This is a genomic window from Pseudarthrobacter sp. C4D7 (assembly GCF_013359725.1).
GTDB lineage: Bacteria > Actinomycetota > Actinomycetes > Actinomycetales > Micrococcaceae > Arthrobacter.
In genome coordinates, this window is record NZ_JABFMW010000023.1 from 19,487 (window position 1) to 37,148 (window position 17,662).

Below are 17,662 nucleotides of genomic sequence, written 5' to 3' on the forward strand. Positions count from 1 at the left end.
TGTCAAGGTGCTTCCGCTGGGTGGGCGGGATGCTCCGGGGCCTGGTTTCCCGTCCCCCGGCCGCGCAAGACCAGCCGGGGGGACGGGACCCTGAAGGTCGTTCAGGCTGGTTCCGCGCCGTTGGCGGGCGGCGTGGTGCGGGGCGGCGGCACGCGTCGCTTACCGGTGGCTTCGAAGGCGGCAGCAAGCTGGAGCAAGGCAGCGTCGGAGTATGCCCTGCCGGCAATGGTGAGTCCCACCGGCATCGCAATGTCCGCAGCGATGCCCATGGGCACCGTGACAGTGGGGATGCCCAGGTGCCGGGGGACCAGGTTGCCGTTAGACACCCACACGCCGTTGCGCCAGGCGAGGTCCGCTGAGCGCGGGTTGGTGTCCGCGTCCGCCGGAGCCACATCGGCGGCGGCCGGGAACACCACGGCGTCCAGGCCCAGGCGGTCCATCCAGTCCTCCAGGTCCACCCGGCGGGTTTCCTCCAGTCCCTCCAGGCCTTCGGGCAGGTGCGGGATGTCGGCCAGGGCGGGCGCACCGTGCTCCCGGATCCATTCCGGGTAGTCCGCGATATCGTCGTCGAAGCCGTCGTAGCGGTCCGGCAGCGCGCCGTCCGGGGCGGGGAAGATGGTTGCGCCGTCCACATCGGCCAGGCGGTTCAGCTGCGGGTCGCCGTTGGCGGCGAGGAAGTCATTCCATGCCCAGGCGGACAGATCCACGATTTCCCGGCGGAGGTATTCCGGACCCACCAGCCCGCGGGTGGCGATGGTGGGTGCGCCGGGCCGGTCGCCTTCGTAGTTGGAGACTACGGGGAAGTCCACGGCCACCACCTCGGCGCCTGCGGCTTCCAGGTCGCGGCGGGCCGCGTTCCACAGCTCAAGGATGGATGCGCGGGTTTCAATCCGCTGCCCGGTGGGGCCACCGATGCCTGGCGCCCGCGCAGTGCCGGCCTCCGGGTCCGCATTGATGTACATCCGGGGCACGCCCAGACGCTTCCCTGCGAGCAGGCCGGCCGCCGCGGTGGCGTCCGGGACGCCGAGGCTGGGGTACGACGACGGCCGGACAGCGGATGCCTTGGGTACCGGGATCCAGGGCTGGACGCGCCAGAAATCGCCGCGCGGGTTGGCGTCGTCCGCCACCACCACGTCCAGGACCTCCAGCAGGTCAGCCATGGTGCGGGCATGGGGGACCACCACGTCCATGGTGGGGACCAGCGGCCAGTTGCCGCGCACGGAGATGACACCGCGGGACGGCGTGTAGGCGCACAAGGCATTATTCGATGCCGGCGCCCGGCCTGAGGACCAGGTTTCCTCCGCCAGCCCGAACGCCGCGAAACTGGCGGCGGTTGCGGTGCCGGAGCCATTCGAGGATCCGGAGGCGAAAGCTGCGGTAAGGAAGTCTGCGTTGTAAGGGCTCTCCGCACGGCCGTATACCCCGCGCTGCATACCTCCATTGGCCATGGGAGGCATGTTGGTCAGGCCGATCAGGATGGCGCCGCCGGACCGCAGGCGCTCGATGGTGAAGGCATCGTGCCGGGCCACCAGGTCCTTGAAGGCCGGGGATCCGGCGGCCACGGTGAGGCCCTTGACCTGGTAACTGTCTTTCGCGGTGTACGGGATGCCGTCCAGGGGGCCGAGCGTGTGCCCGGCCGCACGCCGGCGGTCCGATTCCTGTGCCTCGGCAATGGCGTCCGGGTTCATGACGACCATTGAGTTCAAGCATATTCCTAATGAGTCATATTTCTCGATACGCGCCAGGTAGAGGCGGACCAGGTCCTCGCTGCTGACCTCACCCGCCGCAAGGGCTGCGCGGAGCCGGCTGATGCCGGCTTCCACCACATCGAAGGTTCCCGTCCCGGCCGAATGATGAGTGGCCTGCGCCTGCTTCATGCTGCATCGCCTTCGCGCCGGGCCGGCTGCTGCTGGGTGATGCAGTGGATGCCGCCGCCAAAGGCGAAGATGTCCCGGGCATCCACCAGTTCCACGGTGCGGCCGGGGTAGGCACGTTCCAGGATTCCGGCAGCGATGGCGTCGTTGGGGTCGTTGAACCCGCAGAGCACCACCACGTTGTTGGCCACGTAGTGGTTGATGTAGGACCAGTCCACCCAGTCCTCATCGTCCCGGAGAGTGGTGGGGGCGGGTACGTCGATGATGCGCAGCGGCCGTCCCTGGGCGTCCAGCTGGCCGGCCAGGACTTCCTTCAGCTGCGCATAGACGGCATGGTCGGGGTGCGCAGGGTCGTCCTGCCGGTGGAGCAGGATGGTTCCCGTGCCTGCGAAGACCGCCACGATGTCCACATGGCCGCGGGTACCGAACTCGCTGTAGTCCCGGGTGAGGCCCCGCGGAAGCCAGATGGCCTTGGTGGTGCCCAGTGCTGCATGGACTGCCGCCTCGACGGATTCCTTCGTGGCGCCGGGATTGCGGCCGGGATCGAGCTGGACCGTTTCGGTGAGCAGCACGGTGCCTTCGCCATCCACGTGGAAGCCGCCGCCCTCGTTGACCAGGGAACCCGGCCGGACCGGCACGTCGATGGTGGCCGCCACGTTCCGGGCCACGTCCTGGTCCTTGGCCCACTCAGCCCATTCCTGCGCACCCCAGCCGTTGAAGATCCAGTCGACTGCTGCCAGTGAGCCGTCGGCAGCGTGGACGAACGAGGGGCCGCTGTCCCGCAGCCAGGCGTCATCCAGAGGAACTTCCAGGACGTCGACGTCCTGGCCGAGCCATTCCCGTGCGGCGGTGGCGTCCCGCGGATCGGCGATGACCGTGACGGGCTCGTAGCGGGCGATGGTCCGGGCCACCCTGCTCCAGGCTGCCCGTGCGCGGTCCAGGGTGGGGCTTCCCAGCGGGCCGAAGGTGTCATTGGGCGGCGGGAAGGCCATCCAGGTGCGCTGGTGCGCTTCCCACTCAGCGGGCATGTGGGTGGTGGTGCCGGTTAGAGCGTGGTCAGGGGCAGCGGAGCCCTTGACAGCGGTCGAATAAATGAATGCCATTCATTTATTATGGGGACGGCGTTGGCCACGCGCAAGGGTGTTTCAGGCTTTGCCCGCATCCGTTCTGTCAACAGCCGCCAGAATCGCCCTGCCTAGTTCCTTTGGCCTGGTGAACTGCGGCCAGTGCCCGGTGGGCAGGTCGATGTACTCCACATCATGGACCTGGACCAGTTCGGCGACGAAGGGGTGCCCGGCGTCGATCCATTCCCGGATCAAGGCAGCTGGCAGTTCGCAGGCGATCACGGTGGCGGGGACGTCGTAGCGGCGTTCGTCATGCAGGTGCTGCCTGCCGTACGCCACGCCCTTGGGTTCCGGAATGGCGCGGGCGCGGAAGTCCCGGCGAAGCCCGTCATCGAGATCCACCAGGTCGGCATCCTCGAAGCTGTCCCACGCCGGCAACGGCACCTCGTCCCCAACGGCCGGCAGCGCATCATTGATCGACTCGCCTTCTCCGAGCGGACCGCTGTCCACGTAGATGGCACGTTCCACCTTGTCCGGACGCGCATCCACGGCGCCGTGGATGATGGCGCCGCCTCCGGAGTGGCCCACCAGCACCGCTTTGCCGGGCAGGGTGTCCAGGACGTCCACCACCGCATCGATGTGGTCCTGGAGATCGATTCCCGCCCGGTGTGCGTCCGCGGACTCCTTTCCGGGAAGGGTGAGGGGATGGGGGCGGTGCCCCGCCGCTTCCAGTGCAGGGGTCACCGCCGCCCAGGATGAGGCGTCCAGCCAGAAACCGGGAACCAGGATGATGTCCATGACCGAACCCTACTCCCGGCCCCCGACGCGGGAATACGGTTCCCCCTTACCGCTTTCGGTTCCGGTCCTTGCCTGCGCCCCCACGCTCGGATGCCTGCCGCTCCGCCCACCGCTGCGATTTTCCGGCGGTGATCACCTTCTGGTGCCACTCGCGGTAGTACGCACGCTGTGCTGCCACATCCGAGCGCCGCGCCAGCGCCGCGAGCTCCCGCTGCATCTTCTGGTAGGAGTTCCAGCGGCGCTGCGTCAACACGCCGTCGTCAATGGCTTTGCGGACGGCGCAGCCCGGTTCGGTGCCATGCCCGCAGTCGCCGAAGCGGCACCGATCCGCAAGCTCCTCCACATCACCGAACATCTCGCCCATGCCCTCACCGGCGTCGAACAGCCCGAAGCCGCGGACACCGGGAGTGTCCATGAGGACCGTGCCGTCGGCCAGCGGGACGAGTTCCCTGGACGTGGTGGTGTGTTTGCCCTTGAAATCCCCGGACCGGACTTCACCTGTCTGCCGGACCTCCCGGCCCACCAGGGCATTGATCAGGGTGGATTTTCCTGCGCCGGAGGGACCCAGCAGCACGATGGTGCCCCCGGCCGGGATGTGCGCCATCAACGCGTCGATTCCATCCCCGCTTTCCGCGGACGTGGTGACCACGTCCACGCCGGCCGCCTGCAGCATGACTTTTCCGACGACGTCATCGGCACCATGCGAAAGATCGGCCTTGGTGATGATCACCAGAGGGGTGGCGCCGGAGTCCCACGCGGCAACAAGGGTGCGTTCGAGCCTGTTGTGCGTGAGCGGCCGGTCCACGGGGACCACAACCCCCACGGTGTCCATGTTTGCGGCCAGGACCTGCTCAGCGGACGAGTCCTCAAACGCGCGTTTGCGGCTGAGTTCCGAGCGGCGGGGAAGGACTGCCAGGATCTGCCGGTCACCGGCCCGGTTGGGGCCGATCCAGACCCAGTCGCCCGTGACGGCCGGCTGTCCGGACAGCGGATACGACAGGTGGAGCAGGCCGTCCCCGACGGCGACCAGGAGCAGGGTGCGGTCCACGCGGACCACCCGTCCCGGTCCCGTGGCGCCGGGGCAGGGGTGCTGGTCGAAATGGCGGGCGACGGCCGCGGTGTACCCGTAAACAGCGGGGCCGTCGGGCGTTTGCCGGGTGGTGCTCGGGGTGGTGCCAGGGGTGTTGTCCAGCGGGTTGGCTGAAAAATTGTGCACGATGGTTTCCTTGCGGCTTTCCCGGTGCGGCAGCCGTGCTGCGGACGAAACGCTGCCGTTCAGGCCAGGCGGGCGCAACCGGGACGGATGGTTGATGTGGTGGATGCGGTGCGCTCGGGGCGCGCGGCAACTGCAGTCATCAAAACCACCTCCAATCCCTCGCGGGTTCACCGTCCTCCTGCCGGGAACGGCAGGCTGTGAACGGGACCCACTCTAGCGCCCGCCGCCGTCGGGGGCTATGGGCCGGTGGAAAAAGGTGGGACGCGGATCTTCCTGGATCCGTGCCCCGTCACCACCGGATCACGGCTGGCTATGCACTGGTGGCGTCCTGCACCTCGCCGACCAGTTCCTCGATGATGTCCTCGAGGAAGAGCATGCCGGTGGTCCTGCCGTCGGCGTCGAACACCCTGGCCACATGCGCGCCCGTCCGCCGCATCGCCGCCAGCGCATCCTCAAGGTCCGCCCCCGCAAATGCCGATGCAAGGCGGCGCACCCTCTTGGCCGGCACCGGACGGTGGAACTTCTCCGCCGAAGTGAGGTCCATGACGTCCTTGAGGTGCAGGTAGCCGGCCGGCTCACCTGCCCCGCCGGCCAGGATGTAGCGGGAGTAGCCATGGGATGCGACTGCCTGCTGGATGTCCGCCGGCGTGGCGGGGTCAGGCAGCAGCACTATCTCCGCCATGGGCACCTGGACATCGGCCACGGTTTTAGCCGTGAACTCGAAGGCGTTGGTCAGGGCGCCGGTGGTGTCCTTGAGCATGCCGTCCCGGGTGGACTGTTCCACGATGGTGGCCACCTCGTCCAAGGTGTAGGCGCTGGTGGCCTCATCCTTCGGCTGCACCCGGAAGAGCCGGAGGACCGAATTGGCAATCCCGTTCAGCGTCCAGATCACCGGCTTGAACACCTTGGCCACGAACACCAGTGGCGGGGCGAGCAAGAGGGCTGCCCTGGTGGGCACCGAGAAGGAGATGTTCTTGGGCACCATCTCACCCACCACCACGTGCAGGAACGTCACCAGCAGCAGCGCCACGATGAACGCGACGACGCCGATCGCCTCGGCAGGCAGCGGAGTCAGGCCCAGCGGGATCTCCAGCAAGTGGTGGATGGCAGGCTCGGACACATTCAGGATGACCAGCGAACATACAGTGATTCCCAGTTGGCTGGTGGCCAGCATGAGCGTGGCATGTTCCATGGCCCACAGCGTGGTTTTGGCGGCTTTGCTGCCGGCTTCCGCGCGGGGTTCAATCTGGGACCGGCGGGCCGAAATGACGGCGAACTCCGCCCCCACGAAGAAGCCGTTCACCAGAAGGAGCACCACCAGCCAGATGATGCCGGGAAGGTACTCACTCATGGGTCAGCTCCTGGGTCAGGTTGTCGATGATGCGGTCATGCGGGCTGCGGGGCGGTTCACCGGATGCGGCAGGGGTGAACCGCAGCCGTTCCACGTGCATGCCTGACACGCGCTCCACGCGGAGGGTGCCGCCGTCGACCGCTACCTCGTCGCCCAGCTCCGGCAGCCGGTCCAGCCGGTCCGTGACGAACCCGGCGACGGTGTCGTACTCCTCCCCGTCGGGGACCTCGATACCGGTGCGGTCCAGCAGTTCGTCGGGCCGGAGGGCGGCGTCGAAGGTGACCGAGCGGCCTACCCGGACAACGCCCGCCCGGGCCCGGTCGTGCTCGTCCTCCAGCTCTCCCACGATTTCCTCCACCAGGTCCTCCAGCGTGACGATCCCGGCGGTGCCACCGTGCTCGTCGGAGACGATTGCCACCTGGAGACCCTGGCGGCGCAGCAGGCCCAGGAGCGTGTCGACGCCCATGGATTCCGGTACCCGCAGCGGCTCGATCATGAGCTCCGCCGCGGTGGTGTCCGCCCGCAGCCCGAGGCCCACGGCGAACGCCTGTTTGACGTGCAGGAGGCCCAGGACCTCGTCCTTGTCACGCCCGATCACCGGAAAGCGGGAGTACCCGGTGGAGGTTGCCAGGGCCACGATGTCCCCGGCGCTGTCCGACGCCGCGACGGCGGCCATCCGGACGCGCGGGGTCATCACATCCGCCGCGCTGTACTCGGAGAAGCGGAGGGTGCGGTGCAGCAGGGTGGCGTGGTCCAGGTCCAGGACGCCCTCGACGGCGGAGCGGCGCACCAGGGAGCTCAGCTCCTCCGCGCTCCGGGCACCGGACAGTTCCTCCTTGGGCTCAATGCCAAAACCGCGGATGATCCGGTTGGCAGTGTTGTTGAAGAGCAGGATCACGGGCTTGAACACGGTGGTGAAGAGCGCTTGGAACGGCACCACCACCTTGGCAGTGGCCAGGGGCAGGGCCAGGGCGAAATTCTTGGGCACCAGCTCGCCGATCACCATGGAGAATACGGTGGCCAGGAAGATGCCGGCAACGGATCCTACGACCGGAACCAGCGCTTCGGCCAGCCCTGCGGACTGCAGCGGGCCGCTGAGCATCCGGCTGATGGCAGGTTCGAAGGTGTAACCCGTCAGCAGGGTGGTCAGGGTGATGCTCAGCTGTGCGCCGGAGAGGTGGGTGGAGGTGATGCGCAGGGCCTTGATGGTGGGGCCAAGGCGTTTCTCCCCGCGGGCCTGGCGGGCTTCGAGCTCATGCCGGTCAAGGTTCACCAGCGCGAACTCCGAGGCGACGAAGAAGCCGGTGCCGACGGTCAGGACCAGGCCGATGCCCAGCATGATCCATTCATACATTGGGGCGCCCCTCTCCTGGTGTGGCCGGTGATCCGGTCAGGCGGCAGAGGGGCCAGGGCATGTGTGAAGGAGGGTCGTCCATGGTTTGTTCAACTCGGGTGCGGGCGGGGAAGTTCCCGCAGTCGGGCCGGGACGTTCTGGACTGTCAGTGTGAGGTGCGATACTTGCGTGAGCAGTAATCGCCGCGTTTGGGGGGACTTCTGGCACATGGTTCTGGATACGGCAACCCTGCGCATCGCTTTTGGCCTGATGGCCCTGGTGCTGGTGGTTCTCTTCTACTTTTCCGCTTACCGGGTAACGCGCTCGTCCTACAGCGCCTGGTGGTGCGGCGCCCTGCTGTTCTTCCTGTCAGGATCGGGTTGTTTCCTCCTCGATGGAACACCCCACCAGGTGTGGGCCAACCCGGCAGGGAACACCCTGCTGGTCCTCGGCGGGGTTGCCGTGTGGGCAGGGGCGCGCTCGCTGCGGACGGTACGGCCGCCCCAATGGGCGTTCACCGGGATCCCGCTGGCAACGCTTGTGGCCTCACTGTTTGACCATCCGGCCACCAACACCTGGGCAGGCGGGCCGGTGTTCCTGGCCGCGATGAGCCTCACCGTCGGGCTGGCTTCGCATGAACTCTGGCGCCTTGAACCAGGGTATTCACGGGTACGCATCCCCATGGCGGTGGCAGCGGGAGGCCTGTCCGCCTTCTACTTCTTCCGCTGGCTGGCATTCCTGGTGGAGGGGAAGGACGGCCCGGTCTTCGTCACCGTGTTTGGCTCCGCCGTAACCACCATGGTGACCATGGTGCTGCTGGTGGTGGTGTCCTTCAGCATGGCCGCGCTGAGCAGCGAGCAGCAGACGCGCGCGCTTCGCGTGGTGGCCACCCGGGACGACCTCACCGGGCTTCTGAACCGCAAGGCCTTCATGGACCTGGCTGCGGAGCAGGTGGCTGACCGGAGCATAACGGGCGGGGCCGGAGCCTTGATCCTGGCCGACCTGGACCATTTCAAAGCGGTCAACGACACCCACGGCCACGCCGCCGGGGACCTGGCGCTGCAGGCTTTCGCCGATGCCTGCGTTGCCACGGTGCGTTCCACCGACCTGATTGGACGGTATGGCGGGGAGGAGTTCGTCATCCTGGTTCCCGGGGCAAGTGCCGAACGCGCGGAAACCATCGCCGAGGAGATCAGCAGGCGCCTGGCCTGCGCGAAAACACCGGACGGGATGGAGATGCCCACCGTGAGCTACGGGATTTCCACGTACCACGCCGGGACGTCCGATGTGGATGACCTGATCGCCTTTGCGGACGCTGCCCTGTACAGGGCCAAGTCCCTGGGCAGGAACCGCGCCGCGCGCAGCGACGGGCTGTATTAGCCCTGCTGGACGCGGCGCGGCTCCGGGAACCGGCTACTTGGACTGGAGTGCGTCCGCCTGCTCGGCCAGGACGGTCAGTTCCACGCTCCGGGGCCGCTCGACGGTGCTGTGGATGGCCACCGCCGTGCCTTTGTGCGCGGACTCCAGGACCGATTCCATGACCTCCAGGGCGTGGTAGGCCAGGGCACCGCCCGCCCGCGGCTCCTTACCCTCCGGGGTGGCGGCGAGGTCCGCGATGCCGAATCCGCGGCCGGAATCGACATAGCCGGCGGATACCGGAAGGGTCTCCCAGTCCTCGGCGCCCAGCCGGAACAGCTGGACATCGCCGTCGAAGTGGTTGGGGTCCGGTACCACCAGGGATCCCCGCTCGCCATGGATCTCGATGTTGGGGGACTTGGACTTCACGGCGTCAAAACTCATGAAGAGCGTGGACAGCGCCCCGGAGGCATGCATCAGGACACCGGTGACGTGGGAATCGATGTTCACGGGCACCTTTTCCCCCTGCCGCGGGCCCGAGCCGATGGTCCGTTCGTTCCGGGTGTGGCTGGCGGCACCCATCACCGACACCACCGGGCCCAGCAGCGTTACCAGTGCCGTGACGTAGTACGGACCCATGTCCAGGAGGGGCCCACCGCCGGGCTGATAGTAGAAGTCAGGGTTGGGGTGCCAGCGTTCATGGCCCGGGGTGACCATGGTGGCCGACGCCGAAACAGGGGCACCGATCAGGCCGTCGTCGATGGCTTTGCGGGCGGTCTGGATGCCCGTGCCCAGCACGGTGTCAGGGGCACAGCCGACGACGACGCCGGCCTCCCGCGCCGCTTCCAGCACTGTGCGGGCTTCTTCCGTGGTGGCAGCCAGGGGCTTCTCGCCGTAGACACTCTTTCCTGCTGCAATCGCCTTCAGGGCTACGTCAGCGTGTGCGGCGGGGATGGTCAGGTTCAGGACCAGGTCCACGTCCTCCGCGGCGAGCAGTTCCTCCACGGAGAGGGCACGGACGCCGTCGTAATCATCCGCCACTGCCTGGGCGCGTGCCGGGTCCAGGTCCGCCACGGCCACCAGCTGGATCTGGTCCAGCCTCCGGAAGTTGGTGAGGTACTGCGCAATGATGGCTCCGCAGCCAACAATTCCTACTTTCAACGGCTTGCCCACAGCAGGCCCCTTTCGATGATGGTGCGTACGTTCCGGTCCTGGAGGATTTCCACGCGGTGGCCCGGGGTGGACACGAAGATCCGTCCCTTGCCCCACTGGCGGGTCCAAATGGCAGGGGATGTCACTTCGCGGTTCCACGGGTCCCATTCGCGGACCTTTTGGGTGGTGGTGGCCAGGACGTCCACGTAATCGTCCGAGAGGACCCAGTACTGCTCTGTGACCAGGTCAAAGTCCTGGATGCCCTTGGTGATGGGGTGGTCGGCGGCGGCCGGCAGCATGTTCACGGTGTACGGCACGTAGTTGTCCGACTGCTCCCCGATGCACTCGTCCGGGTGCTTGCCGGGGTGGCAGGCGAACTGGCCGCCAATGAGGTGCAGGTAGTCGGAGGTGTTCCGGTACGAGTCCGCAATGCCGCCATGCCAGCCGGCCAGGCCGGTCCCGTTCTCCACGGCCGCCCGCAGCCCGGCGAATTCGTCCTTCTCGATGGTGGTCATGGTCATGCACTGCATGATCAGGTCAACCCCCGCCATGTATTCGGCATCGGCGTAGACCTTGGGAGATTCCTCCACCCTGACGTCGTAGCCGTTGTCCTTGAGGAAGGGGATGAAGAGCTCGGTGGCCTCGTAGGGCTGGTGGCCGTCCCAGCCTCCGCGGACCACCAGGGCGTTCTTGCGTTCTGTCATTGGAGTTTCCTTTGGTTGGCTGCCGGCCAGTGCCGGCAAAGCGTAGGGTCAGCGGCTGGCGAAGGCGGCGTCGAACGCCGCTGCCGGCGGGGCGATCCGGGCCAGTTCCTGGACCATGGCCAGCGCCTGCGGGGCGCCGATGAGCCGGTCCATGCCGGCGTCCTCCCACTCGATGCTGGTGGGGCCGGTGTAGCCGATGGCGTTCAGGGTCCGGAAGATCCGGTTCCACTGCACGTCTCCATGCCCTGCCGTAACGAAGTCCCAGCCGCGCCGCGGGTCCGCCCAGGCCAGATGCGAGCCCAGGCGTCCGTTGCGTCCATCCAGCTGGCGGATGGATTCCTTCACGTGCACGTGGAAGATCTTGTCCGCAAAGTCCTGCAGGAACATCACCGGGTCCAGGTCCTGCCAGATGAAATGGGAAGGATCGAAGTTCAGGCCGAAACTCTCCCTGTGGCCGATTGCCTCCAGGGTGCGTTTGGCGGTCCAGTAGTCGTAGGCGATTTCTGACGGGTGGACTTCCAGGGCGAACCGGACTCCCACCTCATCGAAGACGTCCAGGATGGGGTTCCACCGGTCCGCGAAGTCCTGGTATCCGGCATCGATCATGGCTTGGGAGGCCGGCGGGAACATGGCCACTGCCTTCCAAATGGAGGAACCGGTAAAGCCGGTGACCGTCTTCACCCCCAGACGGGCAGCCGCCCTGGCCGTGTCCTTCATGGCCTCCGCTGCCCGGCGGCGGACGCCGTCCGGCTCGCCGTCACCCCAGATTTCTGCGGACAGGATGCCCTGGTGGCGCTCATCGATGGGATCATCACACACGGCCTGGCCGGTCAGGTGGTTGGCGATGGCGAACACTTTGAGGTTGTTCTTTTCGAGGATGTCCAGGCGGCCTTGGAGGTAGTTGTCATCCTCGGCAGCCCGGCGCGGGTCAAGGTGGTCTCCCCAGCAGGCGATTTCCAGCCCGTCAAAGCCCCACTCGCCCGCGAGCCGTGCCACCTCCTCGAAGGGCAGGTCTGCCCATTGGCCGGTAAACAGCGTGATTGGTCGTGTCATGTGTGTTCCTTGAATCGCTTGATGCTGGTGGTTGGCTGTGGCGAACCGCTGCCCGTGGTCTGCCACTGCTCAGACTTTTTGCCATTGGCTGGAGTTCGCGGCGCTGGACTCCACGGCCGCCAGGACCCGCTGGACCTGGAGGGCGTCGGCGAACGACGGTTCCGGCTGGCGGCCTTCGCCGATGGCCGTGACGAGGTCCACCACCTGGTGGGTGAAGCCGTGCTCGTACCCCAGGCCGTGGCCCGTGGGCCACCAGTTCCCCACGTAGGGGTGTTCGGGCTCGGTGACGAAGATCTTCCGGAAGCCGGCGTCCGGTGATTCGGCGGCGTCGTAGAAGGACAGGACGTTCATGTCCTCGAAATCGAAAGCCAGGGACCCCTTGGTGCCGTTGACCTCCAGCCGCATGGCGTTCTTCCTGCCCAGGGCGTAGCGAGTGGCTTCAAAGACGCCGATGGCACCTGCTGACGCGCCGCCGTCGAACTTTGCACTGAAGATCGCCGCGTCATCCACGGTGACTTTCCCGCGCGGAGCGTCACTGCTGAGGTCGCCGTGGCCGCCGAGGCCCACCAGGTCCCCGGCCAGCGGCCGTTCCTGCACAAAGGTCTCCAGCAGTGCCGAGACCCCGCTGATATCCAGGCCTGTGACCCACTGGGCCGCGTCAATGCTGTGCGCCCCAATGTCGCCCAGGGAGCCGGAGCCGGACTTGCTCTTGTCCAGCCGCCAGGTCATGGGGGCATTGGCGTCGGTCAGCCAGTCCTGCAGATACTGGGCCCGGACATGGCGGATATCGCCCAGCCTGCCCTGTTGTACGAACCGCCTTGCCAGGGCCAGCGCCGGGGTGCGGCGGTAGCTGAAGCCGCACATCGAGAAGACACCGTTCTTTGCGGCCGTTTCCGCGGCGAGCGTCATCCGTTCGGCCTCCTCCACGGAATTGGCCAGCGGTTTCTCGCACAACACGTGCTTTCCGGCTTCCAGGGCGGCGATGGCGATCTCGGCGTGCGTGTTGCCGGGAGTGCAGATATCGATGAGGTCGATGTCGTCGCGCTCAATCAGGCGCCGCCAGTCCGTCTCAACCGATTCCCAGCCGAGTTTGTCCGCTGCGGCACGGACGCCGTCGGCATTCCTTCCCGCCACTGCGGCCAGCCGGGGCTGGAGGGGCAGGTCGAAGAACCGGGGCGCTGTGCGCCAGGCGTGGGAGTGGGCTGCACCCATGAAGGCGTAACCCACCATCCCGACCCGCAGGGGTTGTGCGGTGGTCATGTTGAAAGTCCTTTCTGAAGATCCCGGGCGCTATTTGCTGAAGCCGGCGGTGAGGCCTGCCAGCAGCTGCCGCCGGCCAATGACATAGAGCACCAGGATGGGCAGGGTGCTCAGCACCACGGAGGCCAGAACGGCAGGGATGTTGACGCTGAATTCGCCCTGGAAGGTCCACAGGCCCAAAGGCAGGACCCGCAGTCCGGGGCTCTGGGTGAGGACCAGCGGAAGCAGGAACCCGTTCCAGACGTGCAGGCCGTTGTAGATGGCTACGGTCACGATGGCGGGCCGGGTAAGGGGAAGCGCAAGCCGCCACATGGTCTGCCATTCGCTGCAGCCATCCAGCCGCATCGACTCGAACAGTTCGTTCGGGACGTCCCGGATGAAGTTGGAGAGGATCAGAACCGTCAGCGGAATGGCGAAGGCGATCGACGGCAGCATCAGTGCCAGCAGGCTGTCATATAGGTTGAGCCGGATGATCATCAGGTAGATGGGGATGATCGTGGCCTGCAGCGGGATGGCCAGCCCCATGAGGAACATCCCGTTGACCAGCTTGAGGAACCTTCCACTGCCGCGGACGATGGCGAAGGAGGCCATGAAGGAAACCAGCACCGTGGGAATCACGGAGCCCAGCGTGACGATGGCGCTGTTCATGAAGTACGTGGCGAAATCTGCCTCTATGACCATCTGGTAGTTTTCCAGCGTTGGCGAGGTGGGGAGGGCCAGCGGATTCTGGCCGAAGTACCCCGCCTGCGTCTTAAGGCTGGTGATCACTACGTAATAGACCGGCAGGATGATGATGGCCAGCCAGATCCAGCCGCCGAGGCCGCCGGGGATGTTCAGCCGCCTCAACCGTGGGCCGAGGCCCCGGTTCGCGGCCGGAGGGCCGCCGGCGGATGCGGTCCGGGCTTCCTGCGCAGTGCTTTTCAGGACGGTGCTCACCCTACAAACCTTCCAATTGGCTGCCCTGCTTGTCCTTGCCCCCAAGGCGCTGGAGGAACAAGGCGAGTACAAGGCCGATGACGACGAGAATGACGGCGATGACGCTGGCGGGGCCCATGAGGTTGGCCCGGAAGCCCCGCAGGTACATGTCCAGGGCCAGGATCCGGGTGGAGTTTCCGGGTCCGCCGCCGGTGAGGACGAAGATGAGGTCGAAGTAGGTCAGCGAGCCCACCACCATCAGCGTGGATGAGGTGATGATGGTGTACTTCAGCTGGGGAAGGGTGATGTGGAAGAACTGCTTGATGGTCCCGGCGCCGTCGATCTGGGCTGCCTCGTACAGCGACTTGGGAATTTGCCGTACCCCGCCCTGGTAGATGAGCGTGTGGAACGGCACGAACTGCCAGGCGATGACGAAGATGACCAGGCCCAGGGCCAGTTGCGGGACACCCAGCCAGTCCTGCGCCAGGAAGGGAAGTCCCAAGCCTGTGGCCAGGCCGAAGTTAGGGTCCAGCAGCGCCTTGAAGGCAATGGCGACGGCGGCCGAGGACAGCAGCAGTGGCAGGAAGTACAGCACCGCCAGGGCCGCCCGGTAGCGCTGGCTTCCGGCGGTGAAGACGCCCAGCAGGAGGCTGATGGGCGTCTGGACCAGCCACGAAACGATCATGATCAGGAACGTCAGGCCCAGCGCGTTGTACAGCCCCGGATCCGCCAGCACGGAGAACCAGTTGTCCATCCCCGCCGCCCCGATGGCACCGATTCCGTCCCAGCTGGTGAAGCTGAGGATGAGGACGCCGACCAGCGGGATGACGGCGAACACCAGGAAAAAGAAGAGCGCCGGCAGTGTCAGCCAGGCCAGGGCGGCCTTGCGCTGTTCGGTCTGTTTGGATTCCTTGATCCTGGCAGTGGCCCGCGGGGCGGTGGAGACGGCGTTACTCATTTCCCGAGGGTGCCGTTCATGTTCTCGGCGAACTGCTGGGGCGTAATCGACTTCAGGAACAGCTGGTCGATGTTGTTCAGCAGGGCCTCGGCGGCGGTGGGGCTGAGCGCCTGGTCCCAGGACTGCTGGAAGCTGGGTGCGTTCTTTGCCATGTCGTAGACGAAGTTCAGGAACGCCTTGTCCTCGGAGGTGTTCAGCTTGTCCTCGATGCCGTTGACGATCGGCACCGAGCCGGAGTTGATGTAGGCGTCAATCACCGTCTCGGTGAGGATGCCGTCCTTGAAGAACTTCTTGGCGGACTCCTTTTCCTTGTCGCTGGCCTTGGAGGAGATGGACATGTAGGCTGCGGGGTTTCCCACGCCGTTCTTCGGATCGCCCTTGCCGCCGGCAACGGTGGGGAACGGGGCGAAGCCCAGCTTGCCGTCCTGGACGAAGTTCTGGCCGGCCTTCTTCATGGAGCCGTAGGTCCAGGAACCGTGCAGCATCATGGCTGCCTTGCCGGAGAACAGGAGGGCCTGGTCTGCCTGCGAGTCGGCGGTGATGGAGGAGAAGCCCTTGATGAATCCGTCCGCGGAGACGAGTTCCTGGATCTTGGTGCCGGTCTCGATGACGGCCGGATCCATCCAGGCGTTGGGCTTGCCTTCGAAGATGGCCTTGAACACCTCCGGGCCGCCAATGCGGTCCAGGAGGTATTCGAGCCACATCATGGAGGTCCACCGCGACTGGCCGCCCAGCGAGAACGGGGCCACGCCCATGTCATTGAAGGTCTTGACCAGGGACATGATGTCCTCCCAGGTCTTGGGCGGCTGGACGCCGGCCTTTTGGAACAGTTCCTTGTTGTAGAACAGGACGATTGGAGCCACGTACTGGTTGGGGAGGGCGTAGATCTTGCCGTTGATCGTTGCGGCGCCGAAGGAGGCCGGGAAGAACTTGTTCTTGAGGTCGGGGTTCTGCTCGAACCAGCTGGTCAGGTCCTCAACCTGGTTTGCTTCGGCGTACGTCTTGAGGCCGCCGCCGCCCCAGCCGTAAATGATGGTGGGTGCCTGGTTGGCGCCGATCGCGGTCTTGATCTTTGTCTTGTAGGCGTCGTTCTGGAAGTAGGTGACGCTGATCTTGTCCGCGGAGTTGGCTGAATTGAAGGTGTCGACGGCCTTCTGCATGGTGGTCTGGTTGGGTTCTCCGGACAGATACCACATGCTGGCGCCTCCGTTGGCGCTGGACGCCCCCGGACCTGACGTCCCGCAGGCAGTGGTTGCGGCAACGGCGAAAGGAGTGAGGGCAGCGAGGGCGAGGAAAGAGCGCCGCGAGGTCTGGGGTTGCTTCATTGCTTCTCCAAGGTGAATGTGCTGTCGAGGTACGGGGCGTCAGCTCCGACGTTCGTTCGAAACATTTCGAACGGTGATATAAGTCACGCTGTAAACTAAAGCCCTAAAACGCGGCGCGGTCAAGGGATCGTAGAGGATCTTTTTCCGATCTGCTGTGAAAATCCGGACACGCTTGACCCCGGCAGGGCCATGTCCGCACAATGGTGGCACTCTTCATCTTCGAAAGATTGCGAACCAATGTCGACCAAATTGCCTGAGCGGACCAAGCCGACGCTCGCCACCGTTGCCAGGCAGGCGGGAGTCTCGGCACCGACTGTGTCGAAAGTGGTGAACGGCCGGGATGATGTGGCGCCTGAAACCAGGGCGAGGATCCTCGCGGCACTGGAACAAGCGGGGTACCGGTCTCCCGTGCAGCGCCGTGCAGCCACGGAAAGCGCCCCTGTGGTGGAAGTGGTCATCGATGTGCTCGACTCCGCCTACACCATCCAGGTCCTGAACGGCATCCTGCAGTTTGCGGCCGGCGCCGGCGTCGAGATCCTGGTGAGTGTGACCGGCCAGTCAACCAGCGGACCGCACAGTCCCGAACGCCGCGCCCAGCGGATCCTGGAAGAGGGCAGGGCAGGCATGATCGTGGTCACCTCAGCCTTCAGCGAGGACCAGCTGAATGCCTTCCGTCGCCGCCAGATTCCAGTGGTGGTCATCGACCCCCTTAACCCGCCTTCCGCCGACGTCGTCAGTGTAGGGGCAACCAACTGGGCCGGCGGCAAGGCGGCCACCGAGCACCTGCTGGGGCTGGGGCACCGCCGCATCGCCTACATCGGCGGGATCGAGGGTGCTGAATGCAACCAGGCGCGGCTGCATGGCTACATGGCGGCCCTGATGGCGGCCGGTGTTCCGGTGGACCCCCGGTACATTGTTTCCGGTGGCCGGTTCCGGACCGAGAGCGGGGTCAAGGGCCTCAAAGCCCTGCTGGAGTTGGAGGAACTTCCCACCGCCATCTTCGCGGGGAGCGACACGATCGCGCTGGGCGTCCTCAGTGAGGCGCACCATCACGGGATCAGGGTCCCGGAGGACATCAGCCTTATCGGTTTCGACGGCACCAACCAGGGAGAGCAGTCCGTTCCTTCCCTGAGCTCGGTGGCCCAGCCCCTTGAGGAGATGGGACGCGCTGCGCTGAGGTCGCTGCTGCGCCAGGCGCGCGGAGAAGTCCTGGATTCCCACCGGGTGGAGCTGGCCACCCACGTCATCGTCCGCGAATCCACCGCTCCGCCGGGCGCCTGAGCGCCAAGACAGTGCCATAGAC

General features: G+C 66.1%; 15 protein-coding genes. 2 read left to right on the forward strand and 13 right to left on the reverse strand.

Annotation, left to right across the window (positions count from 1 at the left end; all coding sequences use genetic code 11):
- Nucleotides 1-101 precede the first annotated feature (101 nt).
- The 6 genes from HNO81_RS15005 to HNO81_RS15030 all read right to left on the reverse strand — a co-directional run bounded on the left by HNO81_RS15005 (nt 102) and on the right by HNO81_RS15030 (nt 7,657).
- The gene (locus HNO81_RS15005; protein WP_175318908.1) at nt 102-1,877 is read right to left on the reverse strand and encodes an amidase; all 1,776 of its coding nucleotides are present in this window, start codon (nt 1,875-1,877) and stop codon (nt 102-104) included.
- Nucleotides 1,874-2,977, reverse strand: a complete 1,104-nt coding sequence (locus tag HNO81_RS15010; protein WP_175318909.1) for an agmatine/peptidylarginine deiminase — start codon at nt 2,975-2,977, stop codon at nt 1,874-1,876. The genes HNO81_RS15005 and HNO81_RS15010 overlap by 4 nt, the downstream gene beginning before the upstream one ends.
- A 42-nt stretch (nt 2,978-3,019) precedes the next feature.
- Nucleotides 3,020-3,736 (reverse strand): alpha/beta fold hydrolase, encoded by a 717-nt coding sequence (locus HNO81_RS15015; protein ID WP_175318910.1) that lies wholly within the window; start codon nt 3,734-3,736, stop codon nt 3,020-3,022.
- Nucleotides 3,737-3,782: 46 nt separating this feature from the next.
- The gene (gene rsgA, locus HNO81_RS15020) at nt 3,783-4,928 is read right to left on the reverse strand and encodes a ribosome small subunit-dependent GTPase A (RefSeq protein ID WP_217509483.1); all 1,146 of its coding nucleotides are present in this window, start codon (nt 4,926-4,928) and stop codon (nt 3,783-3,785) included.
- Nucleotides 4,929-5,262: 334 nt separating this feature from the next.
- Entirely contained in the window at nt 5,263-6,303 is a 1,041-nt protein-coding gene (locus HNO81_RS15025; RefSeq protein ID WP_175318912.1) for a hemolysin family protein, read from the reverse strand.
- The gene (locus tag HNO81_RS15030; RefSeq protein WP_175318913.1) at nt 6,296-7,657 is read right to left on the reverse strand and encodes a hemolysin family protein; all 1,362 of its coding nucleotides are present in this window, start codon (nt 7,655-7,657) and stop codon (nt 6,296-6,298) included. Before HNO81_RS15030 ends, HNO81_RS15025 begins: the two co-directional genes overlap by 8 nt.
- Nucleotides 7,658-7,864: 207 nt before the next feature.
- Here HNO81_RS15030 and HNO81_RS15035 point away from each other — a divergent pair, with 207 nt between their 5' ends.
- Entirely contained in the window at nt 7,865-9,016 is a 1,152-nt protein-coding gene (locus tag HNO81_RS15035) for a diguanylate cyclase (protein WP_175318914.1), read from the forward strand.
- A gap of 33 nt (nt 9,017-9,049) precedes the next feature.
- On the opposite strand, the gene HNO81_RS15040 is transcribed toward HNO81_RS15035, so the two are convergent.
- From HNO81_RS15040 to HNO81_RS15070, 7 genes are all read right to left on the reverse strand, one after another.
- The gene (locus HNO81_RS15040) at nt 9,050-10,165 is read right to left on the reverse strand and encodes a Gfo/Idh/MocA family protein (protein WP_175318915.1); all 1,116 of its coding nucleotides are present in this window, start codon (nt 10,163-10,165) and stop codon (nt 9,050-9,052) included.
- Complete coding sequence (locus HNO81_RS15045) at nt 10,150-10,848, reverse strand: ThuA domain-containing protein (protein WP_175318916.1); 699 nt, start codon at nt 10,846-10,848, stop codon at nt 10,150-10,152. The genes HNO81_RS15040 and HNO81_RS15045 overlap by 16 nt, the downstream gene beginning before the upstream one ends.
- 48 nt (nt 10,849-10,896) lie before the next feature.
- A complete protein-coding gene (locus HNO81_RS15050) occupies nt 10,897-11,901 on the reverse strand; it encodes a sugar phosphate isomerase/epimerase (RefSeq protein WP_175318917.1) in 1,005 nt (334 codons plus the stop codon).
- Between the two features lie 69 nt (nt 11,902-11,970).
- On the reverse strand, nt 11,971-13,161 hold the full coding sequence (locus HNO81_RS15055) for a Gfo/Idh/MocA family protein (protein WP_175318918.1): 1,191 nt from the start codon (nt 13,159-13,161) through the stop codon (nt 11,971-11,973).
- A 30-nt stretch (nt 13,162-13,191) separates the two neighbouring features.
- Complete coding sequence (locus tag HNO81_RS15060; RefSeq protein ID WP_175318919.1) at nt 13,192-14,097, reverse strand: carbohydrate ABC transporter permease; 906 nt, start codon at nt 14,095-14,097, stop codon at nt 13,192-13,194.
- 1 nt (nt 14,098) lies between these two features.
- Nucleotides 14,099-15,034: a carbohydrate ABC transporter permease gene (locus tag HNO81_RS15065; protein WP_175318920.1), complete on the reverse strand. Its 936-nt coding sequence runs from the start codon at nt 15,032-15,034 to the stop codon at nt 14,099-14,101.
- A complete protein-coding gene (locus HNO81_RS15070; protein WP_175318921.1) occupies nt 15,031-16,359 on the reverse strand; it encodes an extracellular solute-binding protein in 1,329 nt (442 codons plus the stop codon). The genes HNO81_RS15065 and HNO81_RS15070 overlap by 4 nt, the downstream gene beginning before the upstream one ends.
- A gap of 237 nt (nt 16,360-16,596) precedes the next feature.
- Between HNO81_RS15070 and HNO81_RS15075 the strand changes: the two genes are divergently transcribed.
- Nucleotides 16,597-17,640 carry a LacI family DNA-binding transcriptional regulator gene (locus tag HNO81_RS15075; RefSeq protein WP_175318922.1) on the forward strand — a complete coding sequence of 348 codons (1,044 nt, stop codon included), beginning with the start codon at nt 16,597-16,599 and terminating at the stop codon, nt 17,638-17,640.
- Nucleotides 17,641-17,662 lie beyond the last annotated feature (22 nt).